The sequence below is a fragment of the Methylobacterium sp. D54C genome (assembly GCF_053345595.1).
Genome location: NZ_JBKFAK010000012.1, coordinates 74,011 through 88,943, shown reverse-complemented (window position 1 = coordinate 88,943; position 14,933 = coordinate 74,011). Strand labels below are relative to the sequence as shown.

Annotated in this window: 14 protein-coding genes; 9 read left to right on the top strand and 5 right to left on the bottom strand. The window is 71.0% G+C overall.

Going from position 1 to position 14,933, the window contains the following annotated elements; translation table 11 throughout:
• Positions 1–6 precede the first annotated feature (6 nt).
• Positions 7–555: an acyltransferase gene (locus tag ACLBYB_RS21125; protein WP_026604627.1), complete on the bottom strand. Its 549-nt coding sequence runs from the start codon at positions 553–555 to the stop codon at positions 7–9.
• A gap of 354 nt (positions 556–909) precedes the next feature.
• On the opposite strand from ACLBYB_RS21125, the gene ACLBYB_RS21120 reads away from it, so the two are divergent.
• The 4 genes from ACLBYB_RS21120 (at position 910) to ACLBYB_RS21105 (ending at position 7,516) form a co-directional block, all read left to right on the top strand.
• Positions 910–2,199: a polysaccharide biosynthesis/export family protein gene (locus ACLBYB_RS21120; RefSeq protein WP_020091190.1), complete on the top strand. Its 1,290-nt coding sequence runs from the start codon at positions 910–912 to the stop codon at positions 2,197–2,199.
• A gap of 98 nt (positions 2,200–2,297) precedes the next feature.
• Positions 2,298–4,670 carry a GumC family protein gene (locus ACLBYB_RS21115; RefSeq protein WP_447682606.1) on the top strand — a complete coding sequence of 791 codons (2,373 nt, stop codon included), beginning with the start codon at positions 2,298–2,300 and terminating at the stop codon, positions 4,668–4,670.
• Entirely contained in the window at positions 4,667–5,905 is a 1,239-nt protein-coding gene (locus ACLBYB_RS21110; RefSeq protein WP_447699955.1) for a glycosyltransferase, read from the top strand. Before ACLBYB_RS21115 ends, ACLBYB_RS21110 begins: the two co-directional genes overlap by 4 nt.
• A 783-nt stretch (positions 5,906–6,688) precedes the next feature.
• A complete protein-coding gene (locus ACLBYB_RS21105; protein ID WP_020091193.1) occupies positions 6,689–7,516 on the top strand; it encodes a LuxR C-terminal-related transcriptional regulator in 828 nt (275 codons plus the stop codon).
• A 369-nt stretch (positions 7,517–7,885) separates the two neighbouring features.
• Here the strand turns inward: ACLBYB_RS21105 and ACLBYB_RS21100 are convergent, their stop codons facing one another.
• On the bottom strand, positions 7,886–9,271 hold the full coding sequence (locus ACLBYB_RS21100) for a UDP-glucose dehydrogenase family protein (RefSeq protein ID WP_042672177.1): 1,386 nt from the start codon (positions 9,269–9,271) through the stop codon (positions 7,886–7,888).
• Positions 9,272–9,677: 406 nt separating this feature from the next.
• On the opposite strand from ACLBYB_RS21100, the gene ACLBYB_RS21095 reads away from it, so the two are divergent.
• The 4 genes from ACLBYB_RS21095 to ACLBYB_RS21080 all read left to right on the top strand — a co-directional run bounded on the left by ACLBYB_RS21095 (position 9,678) and on the right by ACLBYB_RS21080 (position 11,332).
• A complete protein-coding gene (locus tag ACLBYB_RS21095; protein ID WP_020091195.1) occupies positions 9,678–9,899 on the top strand; it encodes a DUF6894 family protein in 222 nt (73 codons plus the stop codon).
• 100 nt (positions 9,900–9,999) lie between these two features.
• Positions 10,000–10,227, top strand: coding sequence for a hypothetical protein (locus tag ACLBYB_RS21090; RefSeq protein ID WP_020091196.1), 228 nt, complete (start codon positions 10,000–10,002; stop codon positions 10,225–10,227).
• Between the two features lie 318 nt (positions 10,228–10,545).
• The gene (locus ACLBYB_RS21085) at positions 10,546–10,851 is read left to right on the top strand and encodes a hypothetical protein (RefSeq protein WP_447699954.1); all 306 of its coding nucleotides are present in this window, start codon (positions 10,546–10,548) and stop codon (positions 10,849–10,851) included.
• 172 nt (positions 10,852–11,023) lie between these two features.
• Complete coding sequence (locus ACLBYB_RS21080) at positions 11,024–11,332, top strand: hypothetical protein (protein WP_447699953.1); 309 nt, start codon at positions 11,024–11,026, stop codon at positions 11,330–11,332.
• 31 nt (positions 11,333–11,363) lie between these two features.
• Here the strand turns inward: ACLBYB_RS21080 and ACLBYB_RS21075 are convergent, their stop codons facing one another.
• Positions 11,364–12,389: a glycosyltransferase family 2 protein gene (locus ACLBYB_RS21075; RefSeq protein WP_447699952.1), complete on the bottom strand. Its 1,026-nt coding sequence runs from the start codon at positions 12,387–12,389 to the stop codon at positions 11,364–11,366.
• Positions 12,390–12,595: 206 nt separating this feature from the next.
• Between ACLBYB_RS21075 and ACLBYB_RS21070 the strand changes: the two genes are divergently transcribed.
• Positions 12,596–13,453: a glycoside hydrolase family 16 protein gene (locus tag ACLBYB_RS21070; RefSeq protein ID WP_447699951.1), complete on the top strand. Its 858-nt coding sequence runs from the start codon at positions 12,596–12,598 to the stop codon at positions 13,451–13,453.
• Between the two features lie 323 nt (positions 13,454–13,776).
• On the opposite strand, the gene ACLBYB_RS21065 is transcribed toward ACLBYB_RS21070, so the two are convergent.
• Both ACLBYB_RS21065 and ACLBYB_RS21060 read right to left on the bottom strand, forming a co-directional pair.
• Positions 13,777–14,007, bottom strand: coding sequence for a hypothetical protein (locus ACLBYB_RS21065; protein ID WP_447699950.1), 231 nt, complete (start codon positions 14,005–14,007; stop codon positions 13,777–13,779).
• A 54-nt stretch (positions 14,008–14,061) separates the two neighbouring features.
• Complete coding sequence (locus ACLBYB_RS21060; RefSeq protein WP_427508512.1) at positions 14,062–14,799, bottom strand: sugar transferase; 738 nt, start codon at positions 14,797–14,799, stop codon at positions 14,062–14,064.
• Positions 14,800–14,933 lie beyond the last annotated feature (134 nt).

Below are 14,933 nucleotides of genomic sequence, written 5' to 3'. Positions count from 1 at the left end.
TTCCCCTCAAGCAACCTGCAGAGGCTCGGCCGGCTCGGGCCGCGGCGACTGGACGGAACGGGCGCGCGCGGCGCTCTCGGCGCGCTTGGTGCGGGTGTCGCCGACGACCCGCGCGGGGCATCCGGCGACGATGGCGAAGGCCGGGACGTCCCGGGTGACGACGGCACCGGCGCCGACCAGGGCGCCCTCGCCGATGGTGATCCCCGCCACGATGGTGGCGTTGGAGCCGATGGAGGCGCGGGCCTCGACCACGGTCTCGACGAGCTCCCACTCGCCGTCCCGCTTCAGGCTCCCGTCCGCGTTGGTGGCTTCCGGGTAGAGCTCGTTGGTGAAGACCACGCCGTGGCCGACGAACACCTCGGCCCCGATCGAGACGCCCGCGCAGATGAAGCTGTGCGAGGAGATCTTGCAGCGCGGGCCGATCCGGCTGCCGCGCTGGATCTCCACGAAGGGGCCGATGCGCGAACCGCTTTCGATTCGACATCCATAAATATTGACTAGATCCGGGTAGAAGATCCCCACATCCGCCCCAATATCCGCATCGGTAATCGGCATACCCGCCGCTCCTTCCGCCGAACTTCTGTGCGTCAAAACTGCACAGAGCTGCGGACGGCCGGGAACCCAGGCTTTCGATGCGGTTCGTCCGTCGAAAGGCGAACGGCGCCCATCCGGTGTGACCCCTCCCCGGCCCGGCGCACCGTTCGGGCCAGGGGGCCTACGTCGAAAGGCGAAGCCCCCGCCCCGGCAAGGATGCCCGCGCCCGCCATTTGGAGGAGTCCCGGCTGGCTCGGCCGTTACGCATCATGCCGTCTCAGCCCTCATGAGCCCGTGAGGCCGGCGCGGTCCTGCCGCTCGACCGCCGCGCCCGGGTTCCGAGGGCGAGCCTTAAGGGGACGATGCGTGTCGAAGATGTCGACGAAGACCGCGGCAACCCGCGCCACCGCCCGCGCCGGCCGCGCCGGTCTCGCGGCGTGCCTGCTCGCCCTGTCGGCGCTGCCGGCGGCCGCGGAGTACCGCATCGGGCCCGGCGACACGATCGAGGTCACGGCCCTCAGCATCCCGACCTTCAAGCAGGAGGCGACGGTCTCCACCGACGGCACCGTCATGGTCCCGCTGCTCGGGGACGTCCCGGCCGCCGGGCTCACCGTCGCGGAGCTGCGCCAGAGCCTGCAGAAGTCGCTGCCCGCCAAGGCGGTGCGGCAGCGCAACTCCGAGGGCAAGGAATCGATCGCCGTGCTCGAGCCCGACGAGATCGGGGTGCGGATCTCGAAGTACCAGCCGGTCTACCTGAGCGGCGACGTGACCAAGCAGGGCGAGCACCCGTTCCATCCGGGCATGACCGTGCGGCAGGCCATCGCCCTGGCGGGCGGCTACAACCTCCTGCGGTTCAGGATGGAGAACCCCGTCGTCGAGACGGCGAACCTGCGCGCCGAGTACGACAGCACCTGGGCGAGCATCCAGCGGGAATCCGCCACGATCTGGCGCCTGAAGGCGGTCGTCGCCGCGTCGCGGGGCGACAAGTCCCCGCCGCCGGCGGACGTCGCCCCGGGCAGCCGCGCGACCCCGGCGCAGAAGCTCGCCGAGCAGCAGCTCCGGGTGCAGATGACCGACATCGCCAAGGAGAAGGACCATCTGCAGCGCTCCCTCAACCGGACGCAGACGCAGTTCACCAGCCTCAGCGATCAGCAGGTCAAGGAGAAGGAGGGCGTCACCGCCGACGCCGAGGATTACGACACCGTGCGGGCGCTCTTCCAGCGCGGCGCCGTGGTCACGACCCGGCTGACCGACGCGCGGCGCGCCGTCCTGCTCTCCTCGACCCGCGCGCTGCAGACGACGGTCCAGCTCACCCAGCTCGAGCGCGACAAGAGCGACGTCGCCCGCAAGCTCGAGCGGGTCGACGACGTGCAGGCCATGGACGCCCTGGAGAAGCTCCAGGTCGCGGAGAACAACCTGGCGACGTACCGGTCGCGCCTGAACAGCATCAACGACAAGCTGGTCTATACCGGCGCCCTCCGGGCGCAGCTCCTGTCCGGAAGCCGCGCGCAGGCGGCGATCGCGGTCTTCCGGCAGAGCGGACCGGCCAAGACGCAGATCGACGCCGCCGAGGACACGGAGCTCCTGCCGGGCGACGTCGTGGAGATCGCGCTCAAGCCGGATCCCGCCATGCGGGGCGTCGGCGACGGGGCCGGCCAGAACTGACCCACCCGCCCCGGCTCGACGCGCCCATCGGGCCGAGCCGGCGTCCCCTTTGACGGATAGCGCCCCGAGGCGGTGACCGCCGCGGTGAGGAGAGATCCATGAACCGACACTCGACCAGCGCGTCCTTCCTACCGATCGGTGCGACCCGCCCCGGTGGGACCGGAGCCTGGCGCGGCCAGCCCTTCTCGCCCGAGACGGAGTCCCAGGTCTCGATCCTGACCATCGCGCGGCAGAACTGGCGGTCGATCCTGGCCTTCGCCGCCGTCGGGCTGGTCTGCGCCGGGATCTACGTCGCGACGGCGCCGGCCATCTTCACGGCCCGGGCCCGCGTCTACATCGAGAGCCGCTCCAGCCCGGTGACGGCCCGCGACACGCCCAATGCCGGGACGCCGCTCGAGATCGCCGAGGTCGAGAGCCAGGTCGAGTACATCCGCTCGGAGAAGATCGCGCTCGCCGCCGTGCACCGGCTCGACGAGTCGGCCCTGAAGGATCTAGCGGCGCCGACGCATCCGCTCGTCGCGAAGGTCCGGGAGTTCGTGAAGGCCGCCAAGGCGCTCCCCCTCCGGCTGATCGGGGCCGAGCGGCCGGTCCAGGAACCCGCCCCCGTCAGCCCGGACCTGCGCCAAGCACGGACGCTGCGCGAGAACGTCGAGGCCAGCCGCATCGGCGCCGCCTACGTGATCGAGGTCGGCTACAGCGCGGACAATCCTGCCACGGCGGCCGCCGTCGCGAACGCGGTGGCCGGGGCCTATGTCAGCACCGAGCTGGAGAACCGGGCCCAGGTCTGGAAGGTCGCCGGCGAGTGGATGCTGCCGCGCCTGAAGGAACTCCAGCAGCGCGCCAGCCAGGCCTCGCGCGAGGCCCAGACCTACAAGGCCGAGCACACCATCATCGACCTGGGCAAGCGCGGCCTCGTGGGCGAGCAGCAGGTCGAGGAGCTCAACACCGCGGTGGCCGCAGCCCGGTCCAAGACCGTCGACGCCCGCGCGGTGCGCGATCAGATCCGCGGGCTCCTCGATTCCGACATCGCCGATCCGGGGATCACCGAGGCGTTCAAGGACAGCGTCATCATCCAGCTGCGCCGGCAGTACGTCGACCTCGTGCAGCGCGCCGACGACCTGAAGCGCCGACTCGGCCCCGACCACGAGGCGGTCCAGGCGATCCAGCGGGACATCCTGGCGGCCAAGCAGTCGCTGCGCACCGAACTCGAGCGCCTCGCCGTGTCCCTCGACCACGATTACGAGGTCGCCAAGGCGCGCGAGGACAGCATGACGGCGGCCTTCGACGCGCTGATCTCGAAGACGCTGATCATGAGCAACGCCCGCGTCAAGGCGCGGGAGCTCGACCGCACCGCCGAGACCTACGACCAGATCTACACCAACCTGCTCCAGCGCTACATCGACGCCGTCAACCAGCAATCCTATCCGCAGCCCTCCGCCCACGTGATCACGCCCGCGACCGTGCCGGAATCCCCGAGCGCGCCCCGCGGCAGCCTGATCATGCTGCTCGGCCTCCTGGTCGGCACCGGGTTCGGCGTGAGCGGCGCCTTCGCGCGGCACTGGTTCGACCGGACGATCCGCACGCCCCGGCAGCTGACCGGCCACGGCCTGACCTGCCTCGCCGCCCTCCCCGAGCTGCGGCGCGAGCCCGGCTTCCGGGCGGCGCTCGCCCTGGCGCAGGCCCACGCCAACGAGGCGCAGCGTCCGGCCAGCATCGAGGCGTTCCGGGCGAGCGCCGTGCGGTTCATGCCGCAATCGGTGTTCGTCGAGCGCCTGCACAGCCTCAAGGCCCACGTCCTGGGCAGCGACCGCCGCGGCCCCGTCTTCGCGATCGGCGTCACGTCCGTGGGGGCCGGCGCGGGCAAGACCCTGTTCGCGAGCAATCTCGGCCAGCTGCTCGCCCGCGCCCGCGCGAGCTCCGGGCGGGTGCTGATGATCGACGCCGACGTCCGGCAGGGGACGCTCTCGCGGCTCAGCCAGGCCACCGAGCAGCGCGGCCTCCTCGACGTGCTCGCCGGCCGCTGCGGCGCCACCGAGGCCGTCCGCCCCCAGCCCGGCGAGGTCCGCCTGCTCGCCTGCGGCAACCGCCACCCGAACGATCCCCATTTCAGCGATCTGATGACCCCGGAGGGCGTCGCCGCGGTGCTGGGGGACGGACGCCCCGCCCTCGACCGCCCCGCCCTCGACCGCGTCGTCGTCGACCTGCCTCCGGTGGACGAGCTCCCCACGCTCCGGCCGCTCCTCGACACGCTCGACGGCCTGATCATCGTGGTGGAGGCGGGCCGGACCAGCATCGACGACGTCGCCGCCGCCGTGCACGATCTCGAGTCGAGCGGCAGCACCGTCCTGGGCGTCGTGCTCAACAAGACCAACGACGGCCAGACGGTCCGGCGCGGCGGATTCCGCGGCGCGCTGAGCCGCTGGACCGCGGCCCGGCGCAGCGCCCGCGGCGCGACCCAGGCAGCCTCGTGACCGGCCCGCGCGCCGAAGGCCTCGACCGGGTGGCGGCCTTCGTGCCGGCCCGGGCCGCCCCGACCCCGGCCTTCGCGGTTTCCGCGACCCCGCGCGGCCGCCGCGTCGCCTTCTTCGGGCACGACCGGGCCGAGCCCACGGTCCGGAAGCGGGTCGACGCCATCCGGGACGCCGGGTGGTCGGTCATCGTGTACGCCTTCGAGCGGGACCGCCCCGGCGCGGTGCCGGCCGAGGCCCCGGTGGCCGACGACATCGTCCCCCTCGGCCTGACCGTCGACCGCAACTACGCCCGCCGCCTGCCGCGCCTCGCCGTCGGCATCGCCCGGGCGCTGCGCCGTCGGCGCGACCTGCGCGCGGCGGACGTGATCTACGTGCGCAACCTCGACATGGCCCTCGTGGCCTGGACCGCGGCGCGCCTCGCCGGGAGCCGCGCGCGCCTCGTCTACGAGGTGCTGGACATCCAGCGGCTGATGGTGCGGCCGGACGCGCCGGGACGGATCGCTCGGGCGGTCGAGCGCTGGATCCTCGGCCGCAGCGACCTCCTCGTCGTCAGTGCCCCGGACTTCATCGACCGGTACTTCCGGCCGGTCCAGGGCTTCGCCGGCGCGTGGCACCTCCTCGAGAACAAGGTCATGGGCCACCGCCTCGGCGAGGTGACGACCCGGCTCGACCGCACCCGGACGGCGGAACCGCCCTGGGTGATCGGCTGGTTCGGGACGCTGCGCTGCCGCCGGAGCCTGACGATCCTCGCCGCCATCGCGGACGCCCTCGGCGACTCGGTGCGGATCGTCCTGGCCGGGCGCCTCTCCGAGGAGGACATCGCCCCGCGCACCCTAGCGGACACGCTGGACGGCCGGCCGAACATGTCGTTCCGCGGCCCCTACGCCAATCCCCGCGACCTTCCGGAGATCTACAGCGGGATCCACTTCAGTTGGGCCGTCGATTACCTCGATGATGGACTGAATTCGGACTGGCTACTGCCGAACCGGCTCTACGAGGGCGGCCTGTGCGGCGCCCTGACGCTGGCGCGCGCCGCGACGGCGACCGGACGCTACGCGGTGTCGGAGCGCCTGGGCTGGGCGTTTCCCGAGCCGCTCGCCGATTCGGTGACGGCGTTCCTGCGGACGCTCACGCCGGAGGCCTACGCGGAGCGACATGCCGGCCTGCTCGGCCGCGACCTCGGCACGTTCGTCGATGTCGGCGGCATGCGCGATCTCCTGGTCCGGCTGGACTAGAGCCGTGCCCGATCGCGTTAATCGGGCACGGCTCTAAACCTTTGTCTCGACGCGCTCTCTCACGCCGAACCGGTATCCACTTCGACGGAGAGCGCTCTCGATCGCCGCCGCGGCGTTTCCGGATCCCGGCAGGGATCCGCCAGTGATTCGCCCGTCGCGTCGGACGGCGCGCGGGGCGGCCTCTCCTCCCGCGGAGCGTGCCGTTTGGTACAGCGCCGCATCGACGAAATCAGTACTCGGACCCCAACAGGGTAAACAACCGAGTACGCATGTTGCCTTTTAGCCTCAGTCAGGTACAGCGGGCCCTCATCACTCGAATACTCCCGTCATGAATACCTACATCGCACCCAGATCATTGAATTGCCCTCGAAGTCCCACCGATACGACCACGCAACAAGTAGTTCCGAATAAGACAAAGTTTCGATATTCTTAAAACCGACATCTGAGCGACTACATTCGAAAAGATCTTGAATCGGTCCACCACAGACGGCGAATGATCTTGCGAATGCATCTCTCCACCAGCACCGTCGTGCGCAATCAAACAAATCACTATGTACGTACGTAGTGCGCGATGATTGTATTTAGCCCTGCAATTTAAGGGTTAAGATTCAAATAGGGTATTTACAGACGATTTTACGAAAGCTAGCATTGTATCCGTGGTCATCGGCAATCGCCCCAAGGCGACCGGCGCCACCGCGTATCTCAGTGTCACGCCGTCGGCGAGCGCATTGGGTATCCCGTCATCGCTGACATTCGGCTTCCTTCGAAAGGAGGTAATTTTCTATGGCCAGTCTTGGTACTCGAGACGCGCTCACCCTCGTTGAGCGGGACACGGCCGAAAGCCGCCGCGGCTTTTCGGGTGCACATGCCGGTGACAACCCGGTCGTCGTCGAGCAACGGGACCAGTCCCGGGGCCGCGCCAGCCGCATCGTCATCATCGATCGACGCCAGCTCGTCGGCCGATGCCTCGCCGCCTCGCTCAGCGAGGCCGACCGGCAGACGTCGTTCGAAGTCTTCGCGGACATCGAATCGTGGAAGCGGCAGACGCCGTTCGTCGCCGCGAGCGTAGTCGTTCTCTGCCGGCCCGACGGCAACCTGACCGAGACCGAATGGACCGAGATCACGCGGGAACTGGCGTTCCTGCAGGGCGAGGCCGGCGCTCCGCCGGTGGCCGTCATCTCGGACGGCGAGAACCTCGACCAGATCGTGCGGATCATCAAGCTCGGCGTCAAAGGCTACATCCCGACGACGACCTCCGTGGACATCGCCCTGCAGGCGCTCCAGCTCGTGCAGGCCGGCGGCGTCTACATCCCGGCCGAATGCCTCCTCCCCCTGCTGGCCAACATCAAGGTGGACGAGCCGGTCGAGGCCGGGGACGACGACATCTTCTCGCCGCGGCAGCTCTGCGTGGCGCGGGCGCTCCGGAAGGGGACGCCGAACAAGATCATCGCGTACGAACTCAACATGTGCGAGAGCACCGTGAAGGTTCACGTCCGCAACATCATGAAGAAGCTCAAGGCCAAGAACCGGACCGAGGTCGCCTACCTGACCAACAAGTACTTCCTCCGGGAAGATTCCAGCCTGGCGAGCGTGAAGGCCCCGGCGGCCTGATCGCTCGGGCGCCGGCCCCGCCGCGGCGGGGCCGCCCTGGCAGAAATTCGGTCCGGCGCGGCCGGACGGAGCTTCGGGGTCTCCTCGTGGATCGCCTGCCCGGGCGGCCCGCGAGGGGACCCGTTTCGCGTCCGACCGTCCCGCCAAGTGGTCGGCGGATCGGCGCGGCGCCACCGGCCCGGTCCCGACGCCGCGGATCGGCCTCCCCGTCCTCTCGCCCCGCGCGCCGGCGCAATCACCGCGGCCGGAGCGGCCGCATGCCGGGTCGCTCGTGCGGGGGATCGTCCAGCGGATCGGCGGGGCTCCCGTCCGCCGCCCTCATCGGCGCCGGGCGACGACGGGCCCGCGTTCCGCGGGCCCGGCCGCGCCTCACGCGGTCCCGGCGACGGCGTCGGCGGGGGGCAGAGCCGGCGGGATCTCGGACTCGTCGCCGGGCTGGTCACCGGGTTCGTCAGGCCGGCCCACGCTGCTGTAGGCGAAGCCGTGCGCCCGGACGTCGGCGGCCCGGTAGACGTTGCGGAGATCCACGAGGACCGGTCGCTGCATCGCCGCCCGCAGCCGGTCGAGGTCAAGGGCCCGGAACGCGTCCCACTCGGTGACGAGGACCAGCGCGTCGGCGCCCTCGGCGCAGTGGTAGGCGTCCTCGGCGAAGGCGACGCCGGGCAGGAGCGGGCGCGCCTGCTCCATGCCCTCGGGATCGTAGGCGCGGATTACGGCGCCGGCGTCCTGCAGGCCCGCCACGATCGCCAGCGCGGGCGCGTCGCGCATGTCGTCGGTGTTCGGCTTGAAGGTCAGGCCGAGGAGGGCGATCGTCTTGCCCCGCACCGACCCGCCGCAGGCCTTGATCACCTTGCGCGCCATCGCGCGCTTGCGCTGGTCGTTGACCGCCACCACCGTCTCGACCAGCCGCAGCGGCGTGCCCGCGTCCTGCGCGGTCTTGACCAGGGCCAGCGTGTCCTTGGGGAAGCACGAGCCGCCGTAGCCCGGCCCGGCATGCAGGAACTTCGACCCGATCCGGTTGTCCAGGCCGATGCCGCGCGCCACCGCCTGCACGTCCGCGCCCACCGCCTCGCACAGGTCCGCCACCTCGTTGATGAACGTGATCTTCGCCGCGAGGAACGCGTTCGCCGCGTACTTGGTCAGCTCGGCCGTCCGGCGGCTCATCGCGACGATCGGCGCGGCGTTGAGGTAGAGCGGGCGGTAGATCTGCTCCATGACCGCCACGGCCCGCGGCTCGTCGGTGCCGACGACGATGCGGTCGGGGCGCTTGAAATCGGCGATGGCCGCGCCCTCGCGGAGGAACTCGGGGTTCGAGACGACCGCGAACTGCGCCTCGGGGTTGGTCTCGCGGATGATGCGCTCGACCTCGTCGCCGGTGCCCACCGGCACGGTCGACTTGGTCACCACCACCGTGAAGCCGCGCAGCGCGCGCGCGATGCTGCGGGCGGCCGCGTAGACGTAGCTCAGGTCGGCGAAGCCGTCGCCGCGGCGGGAGGGCGTGCCCACCGCGATGAAGACCGCGTCGGCCTGACCGACCGCCGTCTCCAGGTCGGTGATGAAGGACAGGCGGTCCTGGCGGACGTTCTCGGCGACCAGGGCCTCGAGGCCCGGCTCGTAGATCGGCATCCGGCCGGCATTCAGCGCGTCGATCCGGCCGCGATTGCTGTCGACGCACACGACCGTGTGGCCGAAATCCGCAAAGCACGCGCCAGAGACCAGACCGACATAGCCCGACCCGACCATCGTGATGTTCATGGAATCCTCGCCGCGATCGCACCGACGCTCGGGTCTACGGCGGCCCGACAGGGCCACCAACATCATATCTTAGGCGTACGCGGCTCTGCCGATCGGGCGTAGCGGCGACGATTCGGCCCGACCGGCCCCACCCGGCCGCGGTCCGTCCCGAACCGGCAGCCGGGCCGCCCCGAACCGCGCCTTACATCGCCATCCGGCCATGGCGGCGGCCGGGCGGCTACGCCATTCGGCTGATCCGGCGGCGGCGGTCGACGATCGCGCGAACATTTTCCCGGCGCATCACCCGAATTGTCAAAGACAGGCTGCTTTTTCCCGACCGCTTTGTCCGGGAGCGCGAACGGCTAAGATGCTAACACCGGTCTATAGAACTGAACTCCCCGAAGAGTTCCGGCGGAGGAGAACCCTGTTGGCGGCGCGTTTCTACTTCGAGATCGCAAATGCCGAGGAGACGATCCACGACCACGTGGGGGTCGAGGCCGCTGGCCTCGAGGAAGCCCTGATCGAGGCGCGTAGCGTGATCGCCGAGATGGCCGATGAGATTACAGGAAACGGCCGGGAGCCGCCCTGGACCCTCCTCGTGCGCAACGAGGAGGGCTGGCTGGTCGGCCGCCTGCCCATCCGGAAGTGACGGCCCGCGCCGCTCGGACGGCGCGGGGGTGCGGCCATTAAGATATCGTTAACGGATCGTCCGGAGGATCGGCTGAGCCCTCGAGCCGTGGCCATCCGGAATGCCCCTCTCCCAGAACGTCCCGCACGCCGCCCGCCAGGCGGACGCGATGGCTGCCCAGATGGCGCTGGCCGCCCACGCGCTGCGGATGCGCGGCGATGTCGGGACCGCCGAGTCGCTCCTCGCGATGGCGCGACACAACCGGATCCTCGCGCTCAAGCTGCGGATCGCGCAGGATCTGGCGCCGGGCCAAGACCGCGCCGAGCGCCGGGCCACCGCCGGCCGTTAACGCCGCGCGCGATCGGCCCGGGACGGTCACGGAGCCCGCGCCGCACGCGACGGGACGCGTCTCACCACCCGAGCCGGGCTCACCCGGACCGGCCTGCCGGCGGTCCGTTGATCACTGTGGCGAGGATTGCTGGCGGGCGCAGCGCCCGCGCGCGTCGTGTCGGCGCTCCGACCGCGCACCGACCGCCCCGCCGGGGACCGGCCCCCCGGTCGACGGGAATCAATGCAGAATCCACACCACCGATCATCGGCGCGGTTGGCGCCGAATAAAGTCCGTGATAGTGTAAAAAACTAACATCCGACAGGAAATTCAGTCGTCGTGTCGCTCCCGGACGCCGGACATTCTGAGGTCAGCACGACCCTGGCGCTGGACATGGTGGGGCGCGCCTACCTGGCCCTGGCACTCCTCTACGAGACGGCCCATCCCGGAGAGTTCGTCGACGTTCAGCAGAAGATCCGCGCGTTCGTCGAGGACAATTTCCGCATCATCCAAGAGACGAGCCGCGACGAGAGCCTGACAACCGGTACAGTTGACGGCGCCCTTCACCTTGTGAACAGCGTTTTGGTCGAGGTCGAGACCAAGATCGCCACAATGATCCGGCCGACGCGGCAGCTCCGCGGCTAGACGAGACCTTGAATTGCCCCCCGCTATTCAGTGACTGTTGCAGTCGAGCCATGGCGCGCGGATAAACGGCCCCGCGCCATAGGGGATCGAAGATTGCAATGGCTCCCGACGTCGACAGTCTTAGGTGGGCATGTTACCCGGCGGACGGGGCAGCAATAAATTATCAAGCACGATGATGGGCAGCGATGATTGCGATCGGGGGCCGCGCAGCGCGGATGTCGCGCTCGAGGTTCTCGTCCGAGCCTATCACGCTCTCGCGGTCGTCTACGAGTTGTCCAGTCCCGGTGCCTACACGGCGCTCCACGGCAAGATGATGCCCTACCTGCTGGACAGCTTCCGTCACGGCACGGCGCCGGACGCCGTCGATCTGGACCTGGACGCGACGGTCTCGACGGCCCTGGAGCGGGTCCGCAGCGCGCTGGACGAGGTCCGGTCCGACGTGGCGGCCGTGCGGGCGCGCAGGGAGGAGCGCGACCGCTGACGCGCCGCTGCCGGCCCGGCCCAGCGCCGGCTCAGCGCGCCGGCTCGAGGCGGCGCTCCGGTCCGAGGAGCAGGCGCGGACCGGTCTCGCGCTCCGGCACGGACGCGGGCACGAGGCGCGCGAGCTTGGCCGCCAGGGTCACCGACAGGATGTGGCGCCACGCCAGGGGCGTGCCGAGCAGCTCCCGCAGGGCCGCCGCGTAGCCCTGGGCGCGCCGCCGGTCGAGGACGCGCCGGTGCTGCCAGCGCCGCGCCGTGGCGGCGCGGTGGGCCCGGAGGGCCGCCCGCGCCTCCGGGGCGAGACCCGGCCGGCCCAGCATGGCGTCGTCGAAGGCCAGCATCGCCCCGAGGTCGTCCGTCCGGTGCTGCGCGCTCAGCGAGTTCGAGCGCTCGACCGCGACGTAGCCGCAGGGCGCGGTCACGGCGAACACCGCCCCGGCCGCCAGCGCCTCGACGTAGAGGGCGTAATCCTCCCCGAGCCGCAGCCGCGCGTCGTAGCGCAGCCCCTGCCGGTCCAGGAAACCCCGCCGCATGATCGGCTTCAGGAAGCCGAGCTCGCGCCGGCTCGCGCCGGGACGGGGGATGTTGCCGGTCACGAAGGCCGCGAGGGTGAGCCGCTGCGGCCGCCCCGGTCCGGTGACGAGGCCGGCGGCGGAGGCCGCCTCGCGGCCGCGGACCATGACGATGTCGTCGGCGATCAGATCCCAGGTCCGGGGCGCGGAGAGGAGCCGGCCGAGCCGGCCCTCGAGGAAGTAGTCGTCGGCGTCGAGGATGCAGAGCAGCGGGGCGCGGGCGGCCGCGATGGCGCGGTTCCGGGCCTCGGCGGGTCCGACATTCTCGGTGAGCCGGATAATCCGCAGGCGGCCGGTACCGTCGTCGGCCGCCGCGGCGGCCGCGCCGGTCGGGTCCGCGGAGGCGTCGTCCACCACGATGACCTCGGCGACCTCCGGCTGCCGGAGCGCCGAGGCGACGGCGGTCGCGATCGTGTCCGCGGCGTCCCGGGCCGCGATGATGACGCAGACCTCCGGGACGGGGGACGAGGCCTCTAAGCTGCGCACCGGACGACTCCGCGACTCTCCGGCCGGTCCGCGCCGCGGCCGGTCCGCCGGCACGGTAGGGCGATCCCGGCGCGGCGCGCGAGATCGTCCGAAAGGAGGGGGCCGGCCCCGGGCCGGATCGTCCGAATGATCCCCGGCCGGAGCCGCCCCCGCCGCTACGATGCGCGCCGCCGCGATCCTGCGGCGACTGGTTTGAGGACGTGCGCATGACGATCTGCTCCGGCCCGGGCCGCCGCCTCTGCGTGGCGGCGACGCTTCTCCTGCAGGCCTATCCCGCGAGCGCGGGCGAGACCGCCACGCCGCCGGCCGCGGCCCAGGCCGCCTCTCCCGCCGCGGCCCAGGCTGCCCAGGGCGGCGCATCCTTCGTGGAGTTGTTCAGCACCCTGAACGAACGCCGCTGGTACGTCTCGGACGGCTGGGTCAACGGCGACTGGCAGGGCTGCACGTGGTCGAAGCACCGCGCCCGGATCGCGACGCCCGGCGAACTCTCGCTGTCCCTGACGGACATCACCTACAAGGAGCGCCCCTTCAGCTGCGCCGAGATCCAGACCCGCGAGCGCTACGGCTACGGCACCTACGAGGTCCGGATGCGGGCCGGCACCGGGTCCGGCATGGTCTCGGCGTTCTTCACCTATAACGGCCCCGACAACGGCGACCGGCGGACGAACGACGAGATCGATTTCGAGTGGCTCGGCAAGGACACGAGCAAGGTCCAGCTCAACTACTTCGTCGGCGGCGTCGGCGAGCACGTCAGCCTCGACGCCCTCGGCTTCGACGCCGCGACCACCACCGCGGACTACGCCTTCGAGTGGCTGCCCGACCGCCTGCGCTGGTACGTCAACGGACGCCTGCTGCGCGAGGTCGTCGGCACGCCCGACCGGCCGCTTCCCTCCCATCCGAGCAAGATCATGCTCAGCGTCTGGTCGGGACAGGGCCCGGACTTCGCGTCGTGGCTCGGACCGACGGAGTATTCGGGACAGCCGGTCACCGCGCTGTTCGAGCGGGTCGCGTTCACCCGGATGGGCGATCCGTGCGGCTTCAAGGAATCGATCGTCTGCCGCTAGCCGCACCGGCGGGCGGACGCCGCACCGGCGACCGCCCCGGGCATCGGACCACACATGACACCGCACCGGGCTCCGGACACCGGAACCGGGCTCCGGACACCGGACCCGACACCGGACCCGACTAAATCTTAACGTCTCCGCGCCAGGCTGGGCCCTCGAACGCGCCCGGAGCCACGCGATGCATTGGTCGAGCCTCGTCATCGCCGCGTACGCCGCCGGCTTCGTGGAGTTCTGGCGGCTCTGCCTTCAGGCGCCGGCCGCCGAGGAGGATCCGGCCTGACGTGTCCGCTTCGCCGCGCCGGGCCGCACCGGGCCCGGACGGCTCACCGCTCGTTGGCGATGGGCCGCAGCAGGGCGCCGAGCAGGAAGGCCAGTTGCCCGCAGACCAGCAGCGCCGCCCCGCGCCGCAGGCACGCGCCGGCGCTCAGGTTGTAGACGAGGAGGCCGTAGCCGACCTCGGCCGCGACGATCGGGACGAAGACCAGCAGCCGCCAGACCGAGCCGAAGCGGCCCAGCATCACGCCCAGCAGGGCGTTGAGCATCATGCCCTTCATCGGCGCGCTCCGCGGCGGGCGCGGCGGGCGCGGCGCGGCCGACCGGTCATGGCCCTAGCGGCTGCCGCGCTGGCTCAGCACGGCCGGAACCGTCTTGAGCAGGATGGCGAGGTCGCGGCGGAGGCTCCACTGGCTGGCATAGGCGCAATCGAGGGCGACGCGCTCGGCGTAGCCCGTGTCGCTGCGCCCGGAGACCTGCCAGAGGCCGGTCAGGCCCGGCGGGACGGAGAAGCAGGCGGTGAAGTCGGCGCCGTAGCGCACGACCTCGGCCTGGACGATCGGCCGCGGCCCCACGAGGCTCATCTCGCCGCGCAGCACGTTCCAGAGCTGCGGCAGCTCGTCGAGGGACGTCTTGCGCAGGACATGGCCCAGCGCCGTGACGCGGGGATCGTGGGTGAGCTTGAAGGACGCCTCCCACTCCGCCCGGGCCTCGGGATTCTCGGCGAAATGCCGCGCCAGCACCGCGTCGCCGTCCGCGACCATGGACCGGAACTTCAGGCATCCGAAGGGGCGCCCGTGCCGGCCGAGGCGCTTGTGTCGGAAGATCGGCGACCGGCCGTCGCTGCCCCAGATCAGCAGGGCGATGAACAGCAGCAGGGGCAGAAGCAGGAAGAGCGCCGTCAGCGCGATCGTCGCGTCGAGGACGCGCTTCATCGCCCAGCTCGCCCGGAGGCCGGGGCCGGCCTGCCGCGGGGCCGGCAATGTCTTGACCAACGCCTCGTTCAGCGTCTCGACCATATCCTGCGGCGTCGACGACTCGATCGGCGTCGGGGTCCCAGCCGGGCGCAACATGTCGGCTCCTTGACTCGGGGTGAGACGGGATCGGAACTTGCGGAGCGACGCGCGCAGCCGGCCGGTTCGGCCAGCCTCGCCGCAGCCGGCTTCGGCGGCGCTCGGCCGGTCCGAAGGGGCGTCGATCGCAGGCG

Excerpts from the sequence above, each read along its gene's own strand:
- ACLBYB_RS21125 (WP_026604627.1), bottom strand. The coding sequence starts at position 555 with ATGCCGATTACCGATGCGGATATTGGGGCGGATGTGGGGATCTTCTAC.
- ACLBYB_RS21120 (WP_020091190.1), top strand. The coding sequence starts at position 910 with ATGTCGACGAAGACCGCGGCAACCCGCGCCACCGCCCGCGCCGGCCGC.
- ACLBYB_RS21115 (WP_447682606.1), top strand. The coding sequence starts at position 2,298 with ATGAACCGACACTCGACCAGCGCGTCCTTCCTACCGATCGGTGCGACC.
- ACLBYB_RS21105 (WP_020091193.1), top strand. The coding sequence starts at position 6,689 with ATGGCCAGTCTTGGTACTCGAGACGCGCTCACCCTCGTTGAGCGGGAC.
- ACLBYB_RS21100 (WP_042672177.1), bottom strand. The coding sequence starts at position 9,271 with ATGAACATCACGATGGTCGGGTCGGGCTATGTCGGTCTGGTCTCTGGC.
- ACLBYB_RS21090 (WP_020091196.1), top strand. The coding sequence starts at position 10,000 with ATGCCCCTCTCCCAGAACGTCCCGCACGCCGCCCGCCAGGCGGACGCG.
- ACLBYB_RS21080 (WP_447699953.1), top strand. The coding sequence starts at position 11,024 with ATGATGGGCAGCGATGATTGCGATCGGGGGCCGCGCAGCGCGGATGTC.
- ACLBYB_RS21070 (WP_447699951.1), top strand. The coding sequence starts at position 12,596 with ATGACGATCTGCTCCGGCCCGGGCCGCCGCCTCTGCGTGGCGGCGACG.
- ACLBYB_RS21065 (WP_447699950.1), bottom strand. The coding sequence starts at position 14,007 with ATGAAGGGCATGATGCTCAACGCCCTGCTGGGCGTGATGCTGGGCCGC.
- ACLBYB_RS21060 (WP_427508512.1), bottom strand. The coding sequence starts at position 14,799 with ATGTTGCGCCCGGCTGGGACCCCGACGCCGATCGAGTCGTCGACGCCG.